Raw genomic sequence first — 17865 nt, 5'->3', positions numbered from 1 at the left:
GTTTTTTAAAAACCAAGTCAAGCTTTCTCGTTGTTTAATTTACAAGGTACAATCTCGCTGAAACAGAGAGTTTTCAGAACTTTTTGAGGCTCTTTGTCATTCTCGGTGACAGCTTATTTATTATATCAGGCTTAATTCGGTTTGTCAAGAACTTTTTTCATTTCTTTTCAAACTTTTTCGACCCCGCCGCCTCTCACCGAAGCAGCTTGATTAGTATACTCCCCTTTCCGACTTTTGTCAACACCTTTTTTCTATATTTTTTCCTTTTTTCCTAAACCTCCATATACTGCATTTGAATCCCTACTTGTTTCATGGTATAATGCAGCCATTATCTGCTGTTACCTCCAAATGCTTATTCCCCTGCTGTTTGGTGGTTTTGGCACTCATATTTTTCCCGTTATGGAGGATTCTATGCTAAAACGCCTGTTTTTTACCGCATTCAGCCTTGCCGCTCTGACTTGTTCGGCATCTGCGGTTAATGCACTACCTGCCTCTACCGGTGGCCAAACCTTTTATGTCAGTACAACGCTATCCGATGCGGCAGGTCGTTTCGCCGACCCTACCATATACAATATCGGCGGAAATACATATTTCAAACTTCGTGATTTGGGGCGCTTGTTAAACTTCGGTGTCACATACGATAGCTCCACAAACGCCGTTTTCATCAATCCTGATGATGCTTATGTTCTCGCACCCGGAGAAAGCAGCGCCGTTCAGAACACCGCAACCGCACCAGCTTCTGCGGTGGTCACGCGTCAAACGCTCTACTTAAACGACGCTCTCATCTCGCCTACTGTATATAATATTAAAGGCAACAACTATATTGGTTTGCGTGAACTGGGAAAACTCGTCGATTTCGGCGTTGCTTATAACTATGACAATCGACGCATCACCGCCTATGCCGCTTACCCCTACGCGGCAGAAACCACATGGTCAGCGGCAATGAACGATTTGGCCAATAACCTATGTCCTTTACCCTCCTCCGCATTTTCCGATACCGCAACGCGATATGCTTCTGTCGTAACCGGAGAACCCAATGCCAACTGGCGCGATCTAATCAGTCAGCTTCGCGCTGTCAAAGCCGCGCCCCTATATGCTTCGTCCGGCAACACGCTCTATCGCAGCAATCTTTACTGGGCGGACAGGCTCACCGCAGCCTTGACCAACACCAGCGTTGCTGCAACGCCGCAATACTCCGGTAGCCTTACCGCGCTTGCGGACTCCAATCTATTTGATAACCCCGACAAAAACACGCTCCAAACCGATTTTCATGCGATGGCGACCACTTATCTCGGTGCAAAGCCATCATCCTTAAGCGGTGTTACGGTTTCCAATGGATACGCACGCGACGCACGCAACCGTTTTTCCCTGACCGATACATATACGCTCATCAATGGCGCGACAGCATCCGATCATATCGCAGCCAAGCAGTTTTTTTCCGCGGATATGGCCAAGCTGTCCTCACTGACTACGGACGATGAGCGCGTTACCTATATTTATCAGTTGCTGCAGCGGGAATTCCGCACCGGCGGCAGCGCTTCTTGGGTCAAAGCATATCGCAAAACCGACAGCGTTAGCGCTCGTTCGCTGGCGTCCGCGGCTGACTGGATGTTCGCAGAAGCCGGTATCCCGGCGTTTCTGGCCCGCAGCTGGTCCACCGCGTGGAGCGTTGTTTATGTCAACGGACAGTGGGCGGTTTTTGATTTCACAAAAGGCAATGCACTCCGTTCACTGGACGAGTATCGTCTCGTCGACCTCAACCCCGGTTCCACTTTGCTCTTGACACAGGTCATGCGTCCCGGCGCTTCCTATTATAATGTTCGCACCGCAACGGTCGATAAATATTTTACTTATACCAATATTGCAGGAACCGCGCAGGCTACCGCGCAGCAAATGCAGACCTATATTAAAAAGGTCAACCCCAATGTACCGCAGTCTGTCATTAATATGATTCCTTATTACCTATCCGAAGGACAAGCCGAGGGCATCCGCGGTGACATCGCATTTGCACAGTCCTGCCTGGAAACAGGCAACTTTACTTTCAAAGACAGTGCCGTCAAGCTGGAGCAGAATAACTTTTGCGGGCTTGGTGTGTTGGACAACGGCATGCTCGGCGCGTCGTTTGATACGCCTCAGCTTGGCATCCGCGCACAAGTGCAGCATTTGAAGGCATATGCCAACAAATCTCCCTTAAACAACCCGGTTATCGACCCGCGTTTTTCACTCGTCACGCGCGGCGCTGCTCCTACAGTACAGTATCTCGGTATACAGGAAAACCCGCAGGGATACGGCTGGGCAGCCGGTGCGGATTACGGCGTAAAAATCCTTAATATTTTGGAGAATATTCTCGCGTGCTAAAGTGCATACTGAAATAGAGGTGAATTTACATGAACCGGTATCATAACCTGACCGAACTATTGGCAATCAATCGTTCCGCACACGCCTACTTCTCCCAACTGCCCACACATGTGCGCCGCATGATTATTGAACGCGGCGACTGCGTTCACTCACAGGCAGAGCTGCAGGGTTATGCCGAGAAACTGATGTCGCAAAAAGATTGAAAAAGCTCAGCCTTAGACTCAATGTCACTAAGTTAATGACATTGGTATGTTGGCAAAGCAACAAGAATGAGAGCATCCGAAACAAGCAGCTGTTTTGGATGCTCTTTTTCTAAAATTTGAGCATGGCAAGCACAAGAATTTATGCTACGCTGTATTGCACGCCTGTAATCATTCTGCAAGGGCTGCTTCTGCCCAAGCGAATAGGTGAAACATACCTGTTTTTTACCCTTTCATACATATTAATATATCCCCTTGCTTTTTAGGCATATCCATCTTCCTCGTGCAACTGATTTCTATATTTATCCATATAGTATGATATCATTTCAGGCCGCGAAAGGAAAGTGAGCGACACGAATCTCTTTTGCCGTTCTTACGCCTTTAGCACTCTTTCCAGTCGTGTGACAAACACAGACATATCATTTAACAAAATATTCATAAACGGCACTTGACTTTGCAGCCATAGGGTGGTAAATTAAGTTTAGCACTCAGGATGGATGAGTGCTAAACCCTAACAGAAAGGAGTCAGGTTCGGTGGAATTGTCCGAGCGAAAAAAACAAATCCTAAAGGCGATTATCGGTGACTATATCCGCACTGCCGAGCCGGTCGGCTCCAAGGCATTGACAGAAGGACATTCTCTTCCCTTTTCTTCCGCCACCATTCGCAACGAAATGAGCGAATTGGAGGAAATGGGTTATCTAGAAAAGCCGCATACCTCTGCCGGCCGTATTCCTTCACCGCAAGGCTATCGTCTGTATGTAGATGAGTTGATGGAGCAGCCGACAGACACGGGTGAGGATGATACGCCGCTGCAAACCATGATGCAAACCAAGGTGCGTGAGCTTGATCGCCTGATCCAAGAGGCCGGCAAGCTGATCTCCAGCCTGACCAATTACGCTTCTGTCGCCATTACCCCTGCGCTGACTCAAATTTCTATCCGGCAGTTTGAGATCATCCCGGTGGATAAAATGAATTTTGTCATCGTGGTGGTCACCGACTCCGGCACGGTCAAGAACAAAATGGTGCGCACCATGGCTGATGTTTCCAAAGAGGAGGCCGAGCTGCTTACCTATGTTCTTAACCAAACGCTAACCGGCTTGCCGCTCAGCCATATCACAGCGGAGCGCTTCGACATCGTGCGCCGTGCCGCTGGTCTTTCCGCGCTGCTTGCGCCGGTTGCCGAATATATCGCAGAACTAATTGAAGAGTTGGGCAACCAAAAGGTTTTTCTGGAGGGCACCAACAAGCTGCTGCGTTTCCCCGAGTATCGCGATCTGCACAAGGCACAGGCGCTGCTCGATTACATGGAGGACGACCGAAAGCACCTGCTGCCGGCCACGCGTAAAATAGACGGTATCCAGTTTTTTATCGGGCCGGAAAACGGGGCAAATCCCCTGCGTGAAACCTCTGCAATCTACGCAAAATATGATATCGGTCACATCGGACAAGGTGCCATTGGTATTGTCGGACCGACCCGCATGGATTACGCCAAGTTGTCCGCACAGCTCAGCCGTTTTGCCAAGGGGCTCAATAAGCTGATCGCGGAAACCTTTTTGGATGAAAAAGACGGGAATTCCTGATTCCCCTGCAAATGGAGGCATTAAATCACATGAGCAAAAAGAAACAGCCCGAAGCTGCCGAAGTCGAACAGACGGCGGCTGCGGAACAGGCAGCGGAAACCGCCGCTGAATCAAACGTAAGCGAAGAACCGGCCGCACAGCCTGCTGAAGACTGGAAAGCCAAGTTCGACGAACTCAACGACCGCTACTTGCGCATGGCAGCGGAGTATGACAACTTCCGTAAGCGCAGCCAGCGTGAACGCGAGCAGTCGTACAACGACGCGGTCAGCCATGCAGTCAAGGCGTTGCTGCCGACCTACGACAATCTTGAGCGTGCGCTCAAGGCGGAAACCGCAGACGCGGAATACAAAAAGGGCGTGGAAATGACCATGACCCAGTTGGTCGAAAGCCTCAAGGGCCTGAACGTCACGATTATCGAAGCGTCCGCGGGCACCGGCTTCGACCCGAATTTCCACAATGCTGTTATGCACGTTGAGGACGAATCGCTCGGTGAAAATCAGATTGCCGAAGTGTTCCAGCAGGGTTTCCAAATCGGCGACAAGGTCATCCGCCATGCGATGGTTAAGGTGGCCAACTAAAATCTTGTAAAGCAAACAGTTATCATAAAGGAGTGCTATCAATTATGGGCAAAATCATCGGTATCGACTTAGGTACAACCAATTCCTGCGTATCCGTTATGGAGGGCGGCGAAGCCGTTGTTATCCCTAATGCGGAAGGCGCGCGCACCACGCCGTCTGTTGTTGCGTTCTCCAAGGATGGCGAGCGTATGGTCGGTCAGGTCGCAAAGCGTCAGGCTGTTACCAATGCTGACCGCACCATCATTTCCATCAAGCGTCATATGGGCTCGGATTATCGCGTCAACATCGACGGCAAGCCCTATTCCCCGCAGGAGATTTCCGCAATGATTCTGCAGAAGCTGAAAGCGGACGCAGAAGCCTACCTCGGCCAGCCGGTAACGCAGGCGGTTATCACGGTTCCCGCTTACTTCTCTGACTCTCAGCGTCAGGCGACCAAGGATGCCGGCAAGATTGCAGGTCTGGAAGTACTGCGTATCATCAACGAGCCGACCGCAGCTGCACTGGCGTACGGTGTAGATAAGGAATCCGAGCAGAAGATCATGGTTTATGACCTCGGCGGCGGTACGTTCGACGTTTCCATCCTCGACATTGGCGAAGGCGTTCTGGAAGTTCTGTCCACCGCAGGCGATACCCACCTCGGCGGCGACGACTTCGACCAGCGCATCATCGACTGGATGGTGGCAGAGTTCAAGAAATCCAACGGCATCGACCTGTCGAGCGACAAGATGGCGATGCAGCGTCTGAAGGAAGCTGCCGAAAAGGCAAAGATCGAGCTGTCCGGCATGTCCCAGACCTCGATTAACCAGCCGTATATCACCGCGGACGCGACCGGCCCGAAGCACCTCGAGCTGACGCTGACCCGTGCAAAGTTTAACGAGCTGACCGCTGATCTGGTCGAGCGCACCATGGGTCCGGTTCGCCAGGCAATGAGCGATGCCGGCCTGTCCGCTTCCGACCTGTCCAAGGTTCTGCTGGTCGGCGGCTCGACCCGTATTCCGGCCGTGCAGGAAGCCGTAAAGGGCATCACCGGCAAGGAAGGCTTCAAGGGCATCAACCCGGATGAATGTGTTGCCATCGGTGCGTCCATTCAGGGCGGTGTGCTCGGCGGCGAGGTTAAGGACGTACTGCTGCTTGACGTCACCCCGCTGTCTCTCGGCATCGAGACCCTCGGTGGCGTATGCACCAAGCTGATTGACCGCAACACTACCATCCCGACCAAGAAGAGCCAGATTTTCTCGACCGCGGCCGACAATCAGCCGTCTGTTGAGATTCACGTCCTGCAGGGCGAGCGTGAAATGGCAGCCGGCAACAAGACGCTTGGCCGCTTCACCCTCGACGGCATCGCTCCGGCACCGCGCGGCATACCGCAGATCGAGGTTACCTTTGATATCGACGCCAACGGCATCGTAAACGTATCGGCAAAGGATCTGGGTACCGGCAAGGAGCAGAAGATCACCATTACTGCATCGACCAACCTCTCGAAGGAGGAGATCGACAAGGCGATGCACGAAGCAGAACAGTATGCCGAGCAGGATAAGAAGAACAAGGAAGCCGTTGAAATCCGCAACAACGCGGAACAGCTGGTGTTCCAGTCTGAGAAGGCGCTGACCGATCTGGGCGACAAGCTCTCCGCGGATGAGAAGAGCGGCGTACAGGCAGAGATTGACAAGGTCAAGGAAGCGCTCAAGGGCACGGATACTGACATGATCAAGATGGCCACCGATAATCTCTCCAAGAAGTTTAGCGATTTGGCCGGCAAAATCTATCAGCAGCAGGCTCCGCAGGGCGACGCCAACATGGGCGGCCAGCCGGGTGCAGGCGCATCGAGCGGCGCGCAAGGCGACTTTGTCGACGCAGACTTTACCGAAGTCAAGGACGACGATCAGAATAAGTAATTTCCATGCCGCGTGGGGCGGAACGGTTTCCGTTCCGCCCTGCGGCATGCTATTTTCTGTTATTTGAGGGATCACAATGGCTGATAAAAGAGACTATTATGAGGTGCTTGGCGTACAGAAAGGCGCAAGCGAGGATGAGCTGAAAAAGGCCTATCGCCGGCTTGCCCGCAAGTATCACCCCGACCTGAACAAAGACAATCCGGAGGCTGCCGACAAATTTAAGGAAGTCAACGAAGCCTATGAAGTACTGTCCGATGCGGATAAACGCGCAAAATATGACCAATTCGGCTTTGCAGGCGTCGACCCGAGCTATGGCGGCGGCGCAGGCGCGGGCGGCTTCGGCGGCTTTGATATGGGTGACCTTGGCGACCTGTTCGGTTCGTTCTTTGGCGGCGGCTTTGGCGGCGGACGCTCCCAGCGCCGCAACGCCCCCCAACGCGGCGAATCCATTCGACAGAACATCATACTTTCGTTCGAGGAAGCGGCATTTGGCTGCGAGAAGGAGATATCGGTCAACCGTATCGAGTCTTGCGATGAGTGTGGTGGTACCGGCGCAGCGAAGGGCACCAGTGCAGAAACTTGTCCGAACTGCCGTGGTACTGGCACGGTAACGCAAACGCAGCGCACACCGCTGGGCATGTTCCAAACGCAAGGCGCCTGCCCGAACTGCCGCGGTACCGGTAAAATTATCAAAAAGCCGTGCAGCAAATGCGGCGGCGCAGGCCGTGTGCGTAAGACACGCAAATTCAAAGTCAATATTCCGGCTGGTATCGATGAAGGGCAATCCATCCAGCAGCGCGGTCAAGGCAATGCAGGCGTCAACGGCGGTCCGGCAGGCGATCTGTTTGTGACCATCTCCATCCGCCCGCATCCAATCTTTACGCGCGAGGGACAGGATGTCTATGTCGATATCCCGATTTCGTTTACACAGGCGGCGCTGGGCGATACGCTGCAGGTGCCGACCATCGACGGTCGTGTCGAATATAAGGTGCCCGAGGGTACGCAGACCGGCACGGTATTCCGCATGAAGGGCAAGGGTATTCAAAACGTAAATGGTCGCGGACGCGGCGATCAGTATGTCCGTGTGACCATTGAAGTGCCGAAAAATCTGACCGAAAAGCAGAAAAAACTGCTGCGGGAATTTGAGGCATCCTCTACGGACGAAAACCAGAGCAAGCGCAAAGGCTTTTGGGACAAGGTGAAAGATGCGCTGGACATCGACTAATTCCAAAAGCATGAAATAAAGGCTCGAAACCATTCGGTTTCGAGCCTTTATTGTGTTCATATTTGATTTACTCGTTATTTTCCCGATAATATCGGATGAGCGCCTGCGTTCCCAAATCACCCATGCCTTCGGCCTCCAAATCGCCGTACATCGTGCAGACCCGCTCGAGTACAGGCAGTGCGCCAAAGCCCTGCCCCTGTGCAATCTTCATATCCTTGATAAAATGCTTCAGGAAAAAGCCGGGCGCATAATCCTCCCGCATCATCTTGGGCATCAGATTTTCCATCTGCCACGAACAGGCTGCCCCTTTAGAAATGCTGTCCAGCATTTTCTGCGTGTCCAGCCCTGCCCGCTCGGCATAGGCCAGTGCTTCGCTGACGCCTGCTATCGTGCCCGCAATGGCAATCTGGTTGGCCATCTTGGTATGCTGGCCCGATCCCGCCGGGCCTTCGTACACAATCTGCTTACCCATTGCCTCAAACAACGGCAGGCATGCCTGAAAATCCGCTTCCTCACCGCCTACCATGATAGACAATGTGCCGTTTTTCGCCCCCGTATCGCCACCGGAAACCGGTGCATCAAGCACATGCAGGCCACCCGCTGCGCCTTCTTGATAAATACGAATGGACAACTTCGGGTCGGTTGTCGTCATGTCGATCAAATATGTACCAGAATCGGCAGCTGCAAGAATGCCCTCCGGTCCGAAATATACCTGTTCGACATCCCTTGGATACCCTACCATCGTAATGACCGCATTCCGACCGGATGCACACTCCGCCGCAGATGCACACCATGTCACATTGTTTTGTGCCAGAAAATCCTCCAGTTTGGCTTTTGTACGGGAATAAATACACACCTCATAGCCTGCTTTAAGCAGATTCTTCACCATGGAGCGCCCCATCACACCTACGCCGATGAATCCGATTGATCGCATTTTGTTTCCTCCTATCCGCACCCTATGGTCAACGGTCTTTGAGCGATACATATCCCGTTGCCGGCTGCACACAGCGATAAGCCGGACGGATAATCTTGTCCGTATTCACCAGCTCCTCCAGCCGATGCGCGCTCCAGCCCACAATACGCGCAATTGCAAACACCGGGGTATACAGTTCAGGCGGCAATCCCAGCATCGAGTACACAAAGCCGGAATAGAAATCGACATTTGCGGAAACGCCTTTATAGATGTGACGCTCATGCGCAATCACCTCGGGTGCAATTCGTGCAACGAGAGAATAGAGCGCAAAATCTGCATCCCTGCCTTTTTCATGGGCCAGCTGCCCAACAAAAGACTTGAACACCTCAGCACGGGGATCCGAGATAGAATAAACCGCATGGCCCAAGCCGTAGATAAGCCCCTTGCGGTCAAACACCTCCCGGCGCAGCAATCGACCCAGATAATCCGCTACAGCTTCTTCATCAGTTGTATCCGTCACGTTCTTCTTCAGATCCTCAAACATCTGAACGACCTTATAATTTGCGCCGCCATGCTTCGGTCCCTTGAGTGAGCCGAGTGCCGCGGAAATTGCCGAATATGTATCCGTTCCGGACGATGTGACCACATGGGTCGTGAACGAAGAGTTATTGCCGCCGCCGTGCTCCATATGCAGTACCAGCGCCAAATCCAGCACACTGGCCTCTAATGGTGTATACTGCATATCCGGCCGCAGCATACGCAAGAAATTGGATGCTGTAGACAAGCTGTCCGACGGATAATGAATATACATGCTTTCGCCGCGTTCGTAATAATTATACGCATGATATGAATAGACCGCAAGCATCGGGAACACCGAAATCAGCATCAGGCACTGGCGCAGTACATTGGGTAGTGTGATCTCATCGGCATTACTATCATAGGAGGCCAGCGTCAGCACACTGCGAGAAAGACTGTTCATCATATCGTGCGTCGGGGCCTTCATAATTACATCACGTGTAAAGTTTGTCGGCAAGGTGCGTCCCTGCGCCAGCAGGTTTTTGAAATCGCTCAGCCGCTTTGCATCCGGTAACTCACCGAAAAGCAGCAGGTAAGTGACCTCCTCATAGCCCTTGCGCCCATCTCGGATAAATCCCTGCACCAGATCGTTGATCTTGATGCCGCGATAATACAATTCGCCATCACAGGAAACCAACTGACCGTCCACCTCTTTTTTGGAGATGATATCCGATATATGTGTCAGTCCCGCCAGTACGCCTTCACCATTCAGATCACGCAAACCACGCTTTACGTCGTACTCCTTGTACAGCGCAGCATCTATGCGATCATGTCTTGCACACAGTGACGCCAACGCCTCGACCCGCGGCGTGACCTGCAAGATATCGTGTTCTACCGTCATATAGTATCCATCCCTTTCCAATATATACTATCCCATGTATATATTGTATCGGGAAATGCGCAAGGCTGCAACGACAATTCGGTTACATCATGTTAAAAATCTGTGAACTTTGTTCATCAGGATATGCCCGACAGCACAAGTAAAAAAGAAGGCACATGCGTACCTTCTTTGAGTATGTCGAAAAAACATAGTTTTTTGAATAGCCTCTCGATCAAAACCACGCTTTCGATTGAATTTGCGGCAGAGAATTGCGGTGAGCCGCGGCAAGCTGCCGGCATGATGCTGCAATCTTCATTTCCTTATCCGCCTTTTTATATGAACCCAAGGGAGCCCTTCAATCCATATGCTTTTCATTCTCCAAGCGATACAGCCGCATGACCACCAAGGTATGGTTGAGCTGCGGCCCCATCAAAAGAATCATGCTGACAATATACAGCCACAGCATCAGCACAATAATAGCACCAAGCGAGCCGTACAGCACAGAATAGCTTGCCATATTGTCCACATAAAACGAAAAGCCCCAGGAAACCAGCAGCCATGCCACCAACGAAAACAATGCCCCCGGCCAAACCTCCCGGAACTTCAGGTGCAGATTGGGTACAATACGATTGAACAACATCAGAAAAACAAAAATAAACGGAATCATCACCCAAAAGCTGGCGTCATGCGTCATATTGAGCATCGGCTGCGGAATTGGTGCTAAGCGCGGCAGCAGACGAATCAATGCTTTTCCCGCAACGACCAGCACGAAGCTGCATACAACCGAAACCAGAAAGCCAGCCGTGATGCCAAACGAAATCAGCACATCCCAAATCATGCCACGCGCAACCTCAACATGGTAAATATCGTTGACCGTGCGCATCATCGATCGCACCGCGCGCGAAAGGAAATACAATGTCAGTCCAATACCAATCAGCATAGGACTGACCGGCGGCGTTGCCGCAAGCTGATTCAGATAGGAAATAATTAACTGCTGCAAGCTCTTCGGCAGCATTTCCAGCACCGACTCGATTCCCTCCATCGACAGGTTCAGTCGAGCCAGAAGCGCGTTAAGGAAAATCAACAGCGGAAAAATCGAAAATAACAGGAAATACGACAACTCTGCTGCCGCCTGTGGAATGCCATCCGAAAAATACCGGTAAACCATGCGCTTGACCAAATAGAAAAAGCGGTTTTGTCCGTTCATGGCCCCTCCTCTTTCCTCCGCAGTTTTTATTATTGTACCAGCTTTTTTTCGTATTTACAACTTGCGTTTTCCTCTCATATGATGTATACTGTCCATAATAGAACATTTGTTCTGATTGGAGGGGTGAGAATGTCGACTGACCGTGCTGTAACCTGTTGCTTTTCGGGCTATCGCGTCGAGAAAATGCCGTTTGCGGCGAACGATCCTCGCATCGATACATTGAATACTGCACTTGACCGGGCAATTGCAGATGCCTCGGCACTGGGATACTCCGTATTTTTTTCCGGTATGTCCACCGGTTTTGACCTATGGGCAGCCGAAGCTGTACTGCGAGCGCGAAGCACGCTGCCGGTGCAGCTGTTCTGCGCCATCCCGTTTGACCGACAGGCTGACCGCTATTCTCCTGCATGGAAGCGACACTTCAATCATTGTCTGCTTGCAGCCGACCGTGTATTCGCGCTGTCCCGCGATTACTATACCGGATGCTATGCCGCGCGCAACCGCTTTATGGTTGATGCCTCTTCCCTGCTTATCTGTTACTTTGACGGCAAACCCGGCGGCACCGCGCAGACGGTCCGCATGGCATCACAAAATGGTCTGCAAATCGTCAATCTTGCAGACGATCAGATACAGTTCTTTTAGAACAGGATGGAAAAACACCCTTCGACGCATGATGCGTCGAAGGGTGTTTGCTTTTCGGGAAAACCGCTCGGTCAGTCCACCTTGCCCGTCCAGCCCAGTTCATCGGGCAGCGTACCCCACTGAATACCGGTCAGCGTGTCATACAGCTTATGGGTGATAGGCCCAATCTCACCGTTGTTGATATAGGCCACATCGCCCTCATAGCGCAGCTCACCCACCGGAGAGATAACCGCCGCCGTGCCAGTGCCGAACACTTCTTCGAGCTTACCGTCCTTAGAGGCCTTCATGACATCGACAATCGGCAGGCGCTCCTCGGATACTGGAATCCCCCAGTGCTTGAGCAGATCGATGCAGCTCATGCGAGTCACGCCCGGCAGCACCGTTCCCGCACAGGGTGCGGTATAAACTGTGCCGTCAATCTTGAAGAAGCAGTTCATCGAGCCGACCTCTTCGACATACTTATGCTCTACGCCGTCCAGCCACAGGGTCTGTTCATAGCCAAGGTCATGCGCCTTGACCTGTGAAATCAGGCTGGCTGCATAATTGCCGCCACACTTGGTAAAGCCAGTGCCACCCGGGCAAGCGCGGGTATACTCATCCTCAACAAAAATATTGACCGGATTGATGCCGGTGGAGTAGTACGCGCCAACCGGCGAGCAGATGATGATGAACTGATGGGTCTTGGACGGGCGCACACCAAGGTGCGGCTCGGTCGCAATGACAAACGGGCGGATGTACAGGCTGGTGCCCGGCTGATGCGGCACCCAATCCTTCTCCACCGACACGATTGCCTTGACCGCCTGTACAAAATCCTCTACCGGCAGGCTGGGCAGACACATACGGTGATTGGTATTGATCATACGCTGTGCGTTCTTGTCCGGACGGAACAACTGGATTGAGCCATCCGGCGTGCGGTAAGCCTTCAACCCCTCAAAGGATTCCATCGCATAGTGCAGTACCATCGCCGCAGGATCAATCGACAGCGGCTCGTACGGCACGATACGGGCGTCATGCCAGCCTTGCTCCTCATCATGGTCAATGATTAGCATATGATCGGTATAATAGATGCCGAAACCCAGTTTATTTTCGTCCGGCTTAGGCTTTTTTTGGTCTGTAAGCTGTGTTCTGATCTGCAGCATGGTGGTTTCACTCTTTCTGTTATAGGTTTTTTACCCTTTCATTATAGCACTTTGCCAAGATAAAGCAAGGCGTTTTTTCACAAGATGGATGACAAAGCATCTGCTTTTTGTTATAATATGTTCGTATAATTTGCTGAAAGGAGTGACCGCGTATCCCACGCAAGCTAAAAAAACTGCTCAGTCTTCTGCTCTGCGCAGTATTTCTCGCCATTATGCTTCCCACGCCGGCCCGCGCGCTGACATTAACCGCGGTCAACGATACACTTCTGCCCTTATCCGACAGCACCATGCCGACGCGACTGGGCGGTGAGCTATATGTCCCATACAGCGTGTTTTCTTCTCTGGGTGTGTCCGCTTCCATCGAAGATAATGTACTGAACCTATCTTCCGGCGGAGAAACGCTCAGTTTTTCCACCGCAGAAGGATATGTATATGACCAAAACCTGAACAGCTATTCCACTCCGGCTTATGATATGAACGGCTCGGTTTATGTGCCCGTCAAGCTGTGCTGCGGCAAATTTGGACTGAGCTATTCCACGTTGTCCGCCTATGGGGAAACCATACTGCGTATTACGGACGGTTCCGCCTCCAGTGACTCTTCTTTCGCCTCCAATCAAGGCAGCGCTATCGAAAGCGCAATCAACGCATATAAGGGCATTACACCTTCCCAATCCGCGGATAACGTGCAGCCCCGGCCACAGCCGCCAGCGGAGCCGCCCATTCCAGAGGTGGAAGAGCAGCCTACCCAAAAGCCTGCCCGTGTGTACTTAACCTTTTACGGTGCACCAACGACCGGCACAACACCCGCTATCTTGGATGCACTGCAAAATGCCGGACGACTGGCAACGTTTTTCCTGCCGACCGATACCTCGACCTGGCCGGATGACGTGATCCGCCGCATTGTGGCAGAAGGGCATACCCCCGCCCTCTTGCTCCATGCAGATGAGCAAACTCCCTCCGAGGGCATGTTGGCTTCGCTGACTGCCGCCAATGATCGGCTGAACTTTCTGACCGGCGTATCTGCCCGCATTGTCTCCAACGATACCGGCTGCAACAAGCTGACACAGGCGCAGCGCGATGTGCTAACCGGAGCAGGCTACCGACTGTGGGACGCTACGCTCAATTGCGGGGATGATACACAGTCTTCTGCACGCGCCTACGCTACCACTGCGCAGCAATTTGCCACAACCAGCGCAACTGTTATCCTCAGGCTGCACCACAGCCGCAACACGGCGGAAACTGTGCGGTTATTAACCAGCTATATGTCCCGTCAGGGGATCCCATCCTCACGCGTGACCTTTGGTACCACGCCAATCAACAGCGCTGCCGATACCCGATAAAACCCAATATCGAAAAAAGCAGGCCGGTTGCGGCCTGCTTTTTCTGATACTTATATTCGTTTTCGAATATGCTCCAGCGCCCCCTTTTCCAGACGAGACACCTGCGCCTGTGAGATGTGGATTTCGTCGGCTACCTCCATCTGGGTGCGCCCCTCGAAAAACCGCAAACGAATGATGCGTTTCTCCCGCTCGTTTAAACTGTCGATGGCCTCCCGCAGTGCGATGCTGGCAAGCCACTGATCATCGGTATTTTTATTATCCCCTACCTGATCCATCACACAGACCGTATCTGTTCCATCATGAAACACCGGCTCAAACAGCGAGACCGGGTCAAGGATGGCGTCCAACGCCAGCACAACCTCTTCCTTCGGCATATCCATCAGTTTTGCCAGCTCGACAATATCCGGCTCGCGCTGATGCTCACGCACAAACGCCTCCTTGGCCTGCAATGCCTTGTAAGCGGTGTCCCGCAAACTACGCGACACCCGCAGTGCGCTGTTATCGCGCAGATACCGCCGGATTTCCCCAATAATCATCGGCATGAACATACAAAGTCGAAAACAGCTATCCCGCAGAGGTTTGACACATTTCTGCGCCTTCAATCACATAAAATATCTCTATTTTATCGTTTTGCAGTACAATTCGCTGCACGCAGGCACGCACCAGCGCCTGCTTCTCTGTATCGCTTAGCCGTTCCCAGCAAGAGCCTATTGTTTGCAGCGCCTGCCGCGCGGCATCCTGATTCTCTTGCCGTTCAGCCTGCTGCGCACGCTCCAACGCCTGCTCTACACGGCTGCATTCCCGTCTGGCACGAGTTATCGCGTCCCGCAGGGTATCATCCTCTCCCTCCGCAAACAACTCATATAGACGGCGCAGCTTGCGCTGAGCACGCTCGAGTGCGCGCCGACATTCCGCAGGCTCCTTCTTGCTGCCACGCGGTGAAATCGGTTCGGCGGCCAGCCGAGACAAATCACGGATAACCACTGACTCCACCTGCCGTGCCATCACACCGCGATTCGGACAGTTGGCATCGTGTACCAAGTGCGGCTTGGATTTATCCCGCGAATAACACACCAGCTTATCCCCTGCACCGCCCCATTTCTGGTATCGCATTTTCGCTCCGCAATGTCCACAAACCAAAAGCCCGGTCAACAGCTTGCCGGACGGAGCGGCACGCGGCTTATCCACGCGCTGTAAACGCTGCCGAACCCGTTCAAACGTCTTTTTGTCAATGAGCGGCTCGTGCCGTCCGGGATAGGTCTCCCCACGGTAGACAATCACGCCTGTGTTGCTCTCCCGAAGCAGAATTTGTCGCACCAGATGCTCATATTTTAGCCCCAGCTCTCGTGCAATGCGACCGGTTGACTGTCCCTCCAGATACCGTGTATAGATTTCACGCACGATTTCCGCGTCGCTGTTCGGCACAAGAATCCCCTTGGCCGCATCATAATCATACCCGAACGGAATTTTGCCGCCCCCCGGCCAATATCCCTGCTTAACGCGCTCCACCATACCCATACGGGTACGCAAAAAAATGTTTTCTCGCTCGAGCTGCGCAAAAGCAGACAAAATGCCAATCATTGCGCGCCCATACGGACTGCCCGTGTCAATATTCTCATTGATAGACACAAAGTCCACGCCATGCGGTAAAAAGACGTCCTCAATGAGATACAGTGTATCCTTCTGGCTGCGACTGAGGCGGTCCAGTTTATACACCACCACGCGCTCTACACTGCCGGCCCGTATTTCCTCCACCATCTGAGTGATCGCGGGCCGTGTCAGGTTTGAACCGGAAAAGCCGCCGTCTATATAACGCTCAAACTGTGCGATGCCTTTCATGCGGCAATATGCCTCCAGCTTTTCCGCCTGCGCCGCCAGCGAATAACCTTCGTCCGCTTGTGCCTCGGTCGAAACGCGCAAATAAAGTGCTGTATGCTTCATACTTTATCCCTTCCGAGACTGCATCCCTCCGCTTCCAGTATAGCAGAGGGCGCTGTATCGGGCAATGGAAGCTGCTGCCTGCTGCGTGCTTCACCCAGCAACGCGCCAACGCCTTCCCTGTCCAATAACAGCGGCGGCATCACGCCATGCAGACGCCTGCCATTCAAATACCGTATCACCTGCATCTTATCACACCCTTTCCATTCCTATTTTGTCCAAATTTTCACCAATCCAGTCTTTGTGCGAAGCGATACAGGAATTACCCAAAGTCTACCCAAGATAATACTTGTAGAACACTGGTGGCAAGGTGTATAATGTGGATACAATAGTTTGTCCACGGCTAACTTCTGTGCCGGACAAACCCATTACTATAGAGGAGAGTGCAACATGTTTGAAAATTTGATTGCCACGCTGAAGGCTGACAAACGTAAGATTGTATTTACCGAAGGTCCTGATCCCCGTATTCTGGAAGCTGCTTCCCGCCTGAAGAAGGACGGCCTGCTGGATTCCATTCTGGTTGGCAATGTGGACGAAGTAAAAGCGGCGGCGCAGGCCGGTGGCTTCGATATCGAAGGCATGGAAATCATCGACCCTGCGACCTATTCGGAAATGGATGCGATGGTCGCGAAGATGGTTGAACTGCGCAAAGGAAAAATGACCGAGGAGCAGTGCCGCGCCGCGCTGGCCAAGGGTAACTATTTTGGCACAATGCTGGTTAAGATGGGCAAGGCGGATGCTCTGCTCGGCGGCGCTACTTATTCCACCGCAGACACGGTTCGTCCCGCGCTCCAGATCATCAAGACCAAGCCGGGCAACAAGATCGTAAGCTCCTGCTTCATCCTGCGCCGCGACGCAAAGGACGGTGGCGATGAGATGTATGCTATGGGCGACTGCGCAATCAACATCAATCCGAGCGAGGACGATCTGGTTGAAATCGCCGTTGAGACCGCCAAGACCGCCAAGGCTTTTGGCATTGATCCCAAGGTGGCGATGCTGTCCTACTCGACCAAGGGTTCCGGCAAGGGCGACACCGTTGATATGATGCGTAATGCGACCGAAAAGACCAAGGCCGCTGCACCGGAGCTTGCTGTTGACGGCGAACTGCAATTCGACGCTGCTTTCTCCCCGGTGGTTGCTGCGACCAAGTGCAAGGGTTCCCCGGTAGCCGGTCAGGCTAACACCTTTATCTTCCCGGATATCAACGCCGGCAACATCGGTTATAAGATTGCACAGCGTCTGGGCGGCTTTGAAGCATATGGCCCTATCCTTCAGGGTCTGAACGCGCCGATTAACGACCTGTCCCGTGGCTGCAACGCGGACGAGGTTTATCAGATGGCGATTATTACCGCGGGCCTGAAGTAAATTCTCCCCGTCACATTCTCAGAACACGGAACTTACAAGGGCCGAGACGAATGGTTTCGGCTCTTGTTTGCTTTTCTATGCCTTGCAT

At 52.6% G+C, this 17865-nt stretch carries 16 protein-coding genes; 9 read left to right on the top strand and 7 right to left on the bottom strand.

Going from position 1 to position 17865, the window contains the following annotated elements; genetic code table 11:
- The first annotated feature begins 411 nt into the window (after window positions 1-411).
- The 6 genes from ACTQ3V_RS11585 to dnaJ all read left to right on the top strand — a co-directional run bounded on the left by ACTQ3V_RS11585 (window position 412) and on the right by dnaJ (window position 7837).
- A complete protein-coding gene (locus ACTQ3V_RS11585) occupies window positions 412-2358 on the top strand; it encodes a glucosaminidase domain-containing protein (RefSeq protein WP_441467638.1) in 1947 nt (648 codons plus the stop codon).
- 29 nt (window positions 2359-2387) lie between these two features.
- A complete protein-coding gene (locus ACTQ3V_RS11580) occupies window positions 2388-2561 on the top strand; it encodes a hypothetical protein (RefSeq protein WP_441467637.1) in 174 nt (57 codons plus the stop codon).
- A 531-nt stretch (window positions 2562-3092) separates the two neighbouring features.
- A complete protein-coding gene (gene hrcA, locus ACTQ3V_RS11575; protein ID WP_441467636.1) occupies window positions 3093-4139 on the top strand; it encodes a heat-inducible transcriptional repressor HrcA in 1047 nt (348 codons plus the stop codon).
- A gap of 29 nt (window positions 4140-4168) precedes the next feature.
- On the top strand, window positions 4169-4717 hold the full coding sequence (grpE, locus tag ACTQ3V_RS11570; RefSeq protein ID WP_441467635.1) for a nucleotide exchange factor GrpE: 549 nt from the start codon (window positions 4169-4171) through the stop codon (window positions 4715-4717).
- 44 nt (window positions 4718-4761) lie between these two features.
- Window positions 4762-6612, top strand: a complete 1851-nt coding sequence (gene dnaK / locus ACTQ3V_RS11565) for a molecular chaperone DnaK (RefSeq protein ID WP_441467634.1) — start codon at window positions 4762-4764, stop codon at window positions 6610-6612.
- Between the two features lie 76 nt (window positions 6613-6688).
- Window positions 6689-7837, top strand: coding sequence for a molecular chaperone DnaJ (dnaJ, locus tag ACTQ3V_RS11560; protein ID WP_441467633.1), 1149 nt, complete (start codon window positions 6689-6691; stop codon window positions 7835-7837).
- Window positions 7838-7904: 67 nt separating this feature from the next.
- Here dnaJ and ACTQ3V_RS11555 read toward each other — a convergent pair whose 3' ends face one another.
- The 3 genes from ACTQ3V_RS11555 to ACTQ3V_RS11545 form a co-directional block, all read right to left on the bottom strand.
- Window positions 7905-8771: an NAD(P)-dependent oxidoreductase gene (locus tag ACTQ3V_RS11555; RefSeq protein WP_441467632.1), complete on the bottom strand. Its 867-nt coding sequence runs from the start codon at window positions 8769-8771 to the stop codon at window positions 7905-7907.
- Window positions 8772-8799: 28 nt separating this feature from the next.
- Window positions 8800-10167, bottom strand: coding sequence for a citrate/2-methylcitrate synthase (locus ACTQ3V_RS11550; RefSeq protein WP_441467631.1), 1368 nt, complete (start codon window positions 10165-10167; stop codon window positions 8800-8802).
- Between the two features lie 334 nt (window positions 10168-10501).
- The gene (locus ACTQ3V_RS11545; RefSeq protein WP_441467630.1) at window positions 10502-11353 is read right to left on the bottom strand and encodes a YihY/virulence factor BrkB family protein; all 852 of its coding nucleotides are present in this window, start codon (window positions 11351-11353) and stop codon (window positions 10502-10504) included.
- A gap of 129 nt (window positions 11354-11482) precedes the next feature.
- Between ACTQ3V_RS11545 and ACTQ3V_RS11540 the strand changes: the two genes are divergently transcribed.
- Entirely contained in the window at window positions 11483-11995 is a 513-nt protein-coding gene (locus tag ACTQ3V_RS11540) for an SLOG family protein (RefSeq protein WP_441467629.1), read from the top strand.
- Window positions 11996-12066: 71 nt separating this feature from the next.
- On the opposite strand, the gene ACTQ3V_RS11535 is transcribed toward ACTQ3V_RS11540, so the two are convergent.
- Window positions 12067-13134 (bottom strand): branched-chain amino acid aminotransferase, encoded by a 1068-nt coding sequence (locus ACTQ3V_RS11535; RefSeq protein ID WP_441467628.1) that lies wholly within the window; start codon window positions 13132-13134, stop codon window positions 12067-12069.
- A gap of 212 nt (window positions 13135-13346) precedes the next feature.
- Here ACTQ3V_RS11535 and ACTQ3V_RS11530 point away from each other — a divergent pair, with 212 nt between their 5' ends.
- Window positions 13347-14474 (top strand): polysaccharide deacetylase family protein, encoded by a 1128-nt coding sequence (locus tag ACTQ3V_RS11530; protein WP_441467627.1) that lies wholly within the window; start codon window positions 13347-13349, stop codon window positions 14472-14474.
- Between the two features lie 50 nt (window positions 14475-14524).
- Here the strand turns inward: ACTQ3V_RS11530 and ACTQ3V_RS11525 are convergent, their stop codons facing one another.
- The 3 genes from ACTQ3V_RS11525 to ACTQ3V_RS11515 are packed head-to-tail and all read right to left on the bottom strand — an operon-like array spanning window position 14525 to window position 16600.
- Window positions 14525-15076: a sigma-70 family RNA polymerase sigma factor gene (locus ACTQ3V_RS11525; protein WP_441467626.1), complete on the bottom strand. Its 552-nt coding sequence runs from the start codon at window positions 15074-15076 to the stop codon at window positions 14525-14527.
- Window positions 15039-16415, bottom strand: a complete 1377-nt coding sequence (locus ACTQ3V_RS11520) for a recombinase family protein (protein ID WP_441467625.1) — start codon at window positions 16413-16415, stop codon at window positions 15039-15041. Before ACTQ3V_RS11520 ends, ACTQ3V_RS11525 begins: the two co-directional genes overlap by 38 nt.
- The gene (locus tag ACTQ3V_RS11515) at window positions 16412-16600 is read right to left on the bottom strand and encodes a hypothetical protein (RefSeq protein WP_441467624.1); all 189 of its coding nucleotides are present in this window, start codon (window positions 16598-16600) and stop codon (window positions 16412-16414) included. Before ACTQ3V_RS11515 ends, ACTQ3V_RS11520 begins: the two co-directional genes overlap by 4 nt.
- A gap of 202 nt (window positions 16601-16802) precedes the next feature.
- Here ACTQ3V_RS11515 and pta point away from each other — a divergent pair, with 202 nt between their 5' ends.
- Window positions 16803-17777 carry a phosphate acetyltransferase gene (gene pta, locus ACTQ3V_RS11510; protein ID WP_441467623.1) on the top strand — a complete coding sequence of 325 codons (975 nt, stop codon included), beginning with the start codon at window positions 16803-16805 and terminating at the stop codon, window positions 17775-17777.
- The last annotated feature ends 88 nt before the right edge of the window (window positions 17778-17865 follow it).

This window comes from Candidatus Agathobaculum pullicola (assembly GCF_052117205.1).
Lineage (GTDB): Bacteria > Bacillota > Clostridia > Oscillospirales > Butyricicoccaceae > Agathobaculum > Agathobaculum pullicola.
The sequence above is the reverse complement of the archived record's forward strand: the minus strand, read 5'-3'. Positions and strand labels throughout refer to the sequence as shown.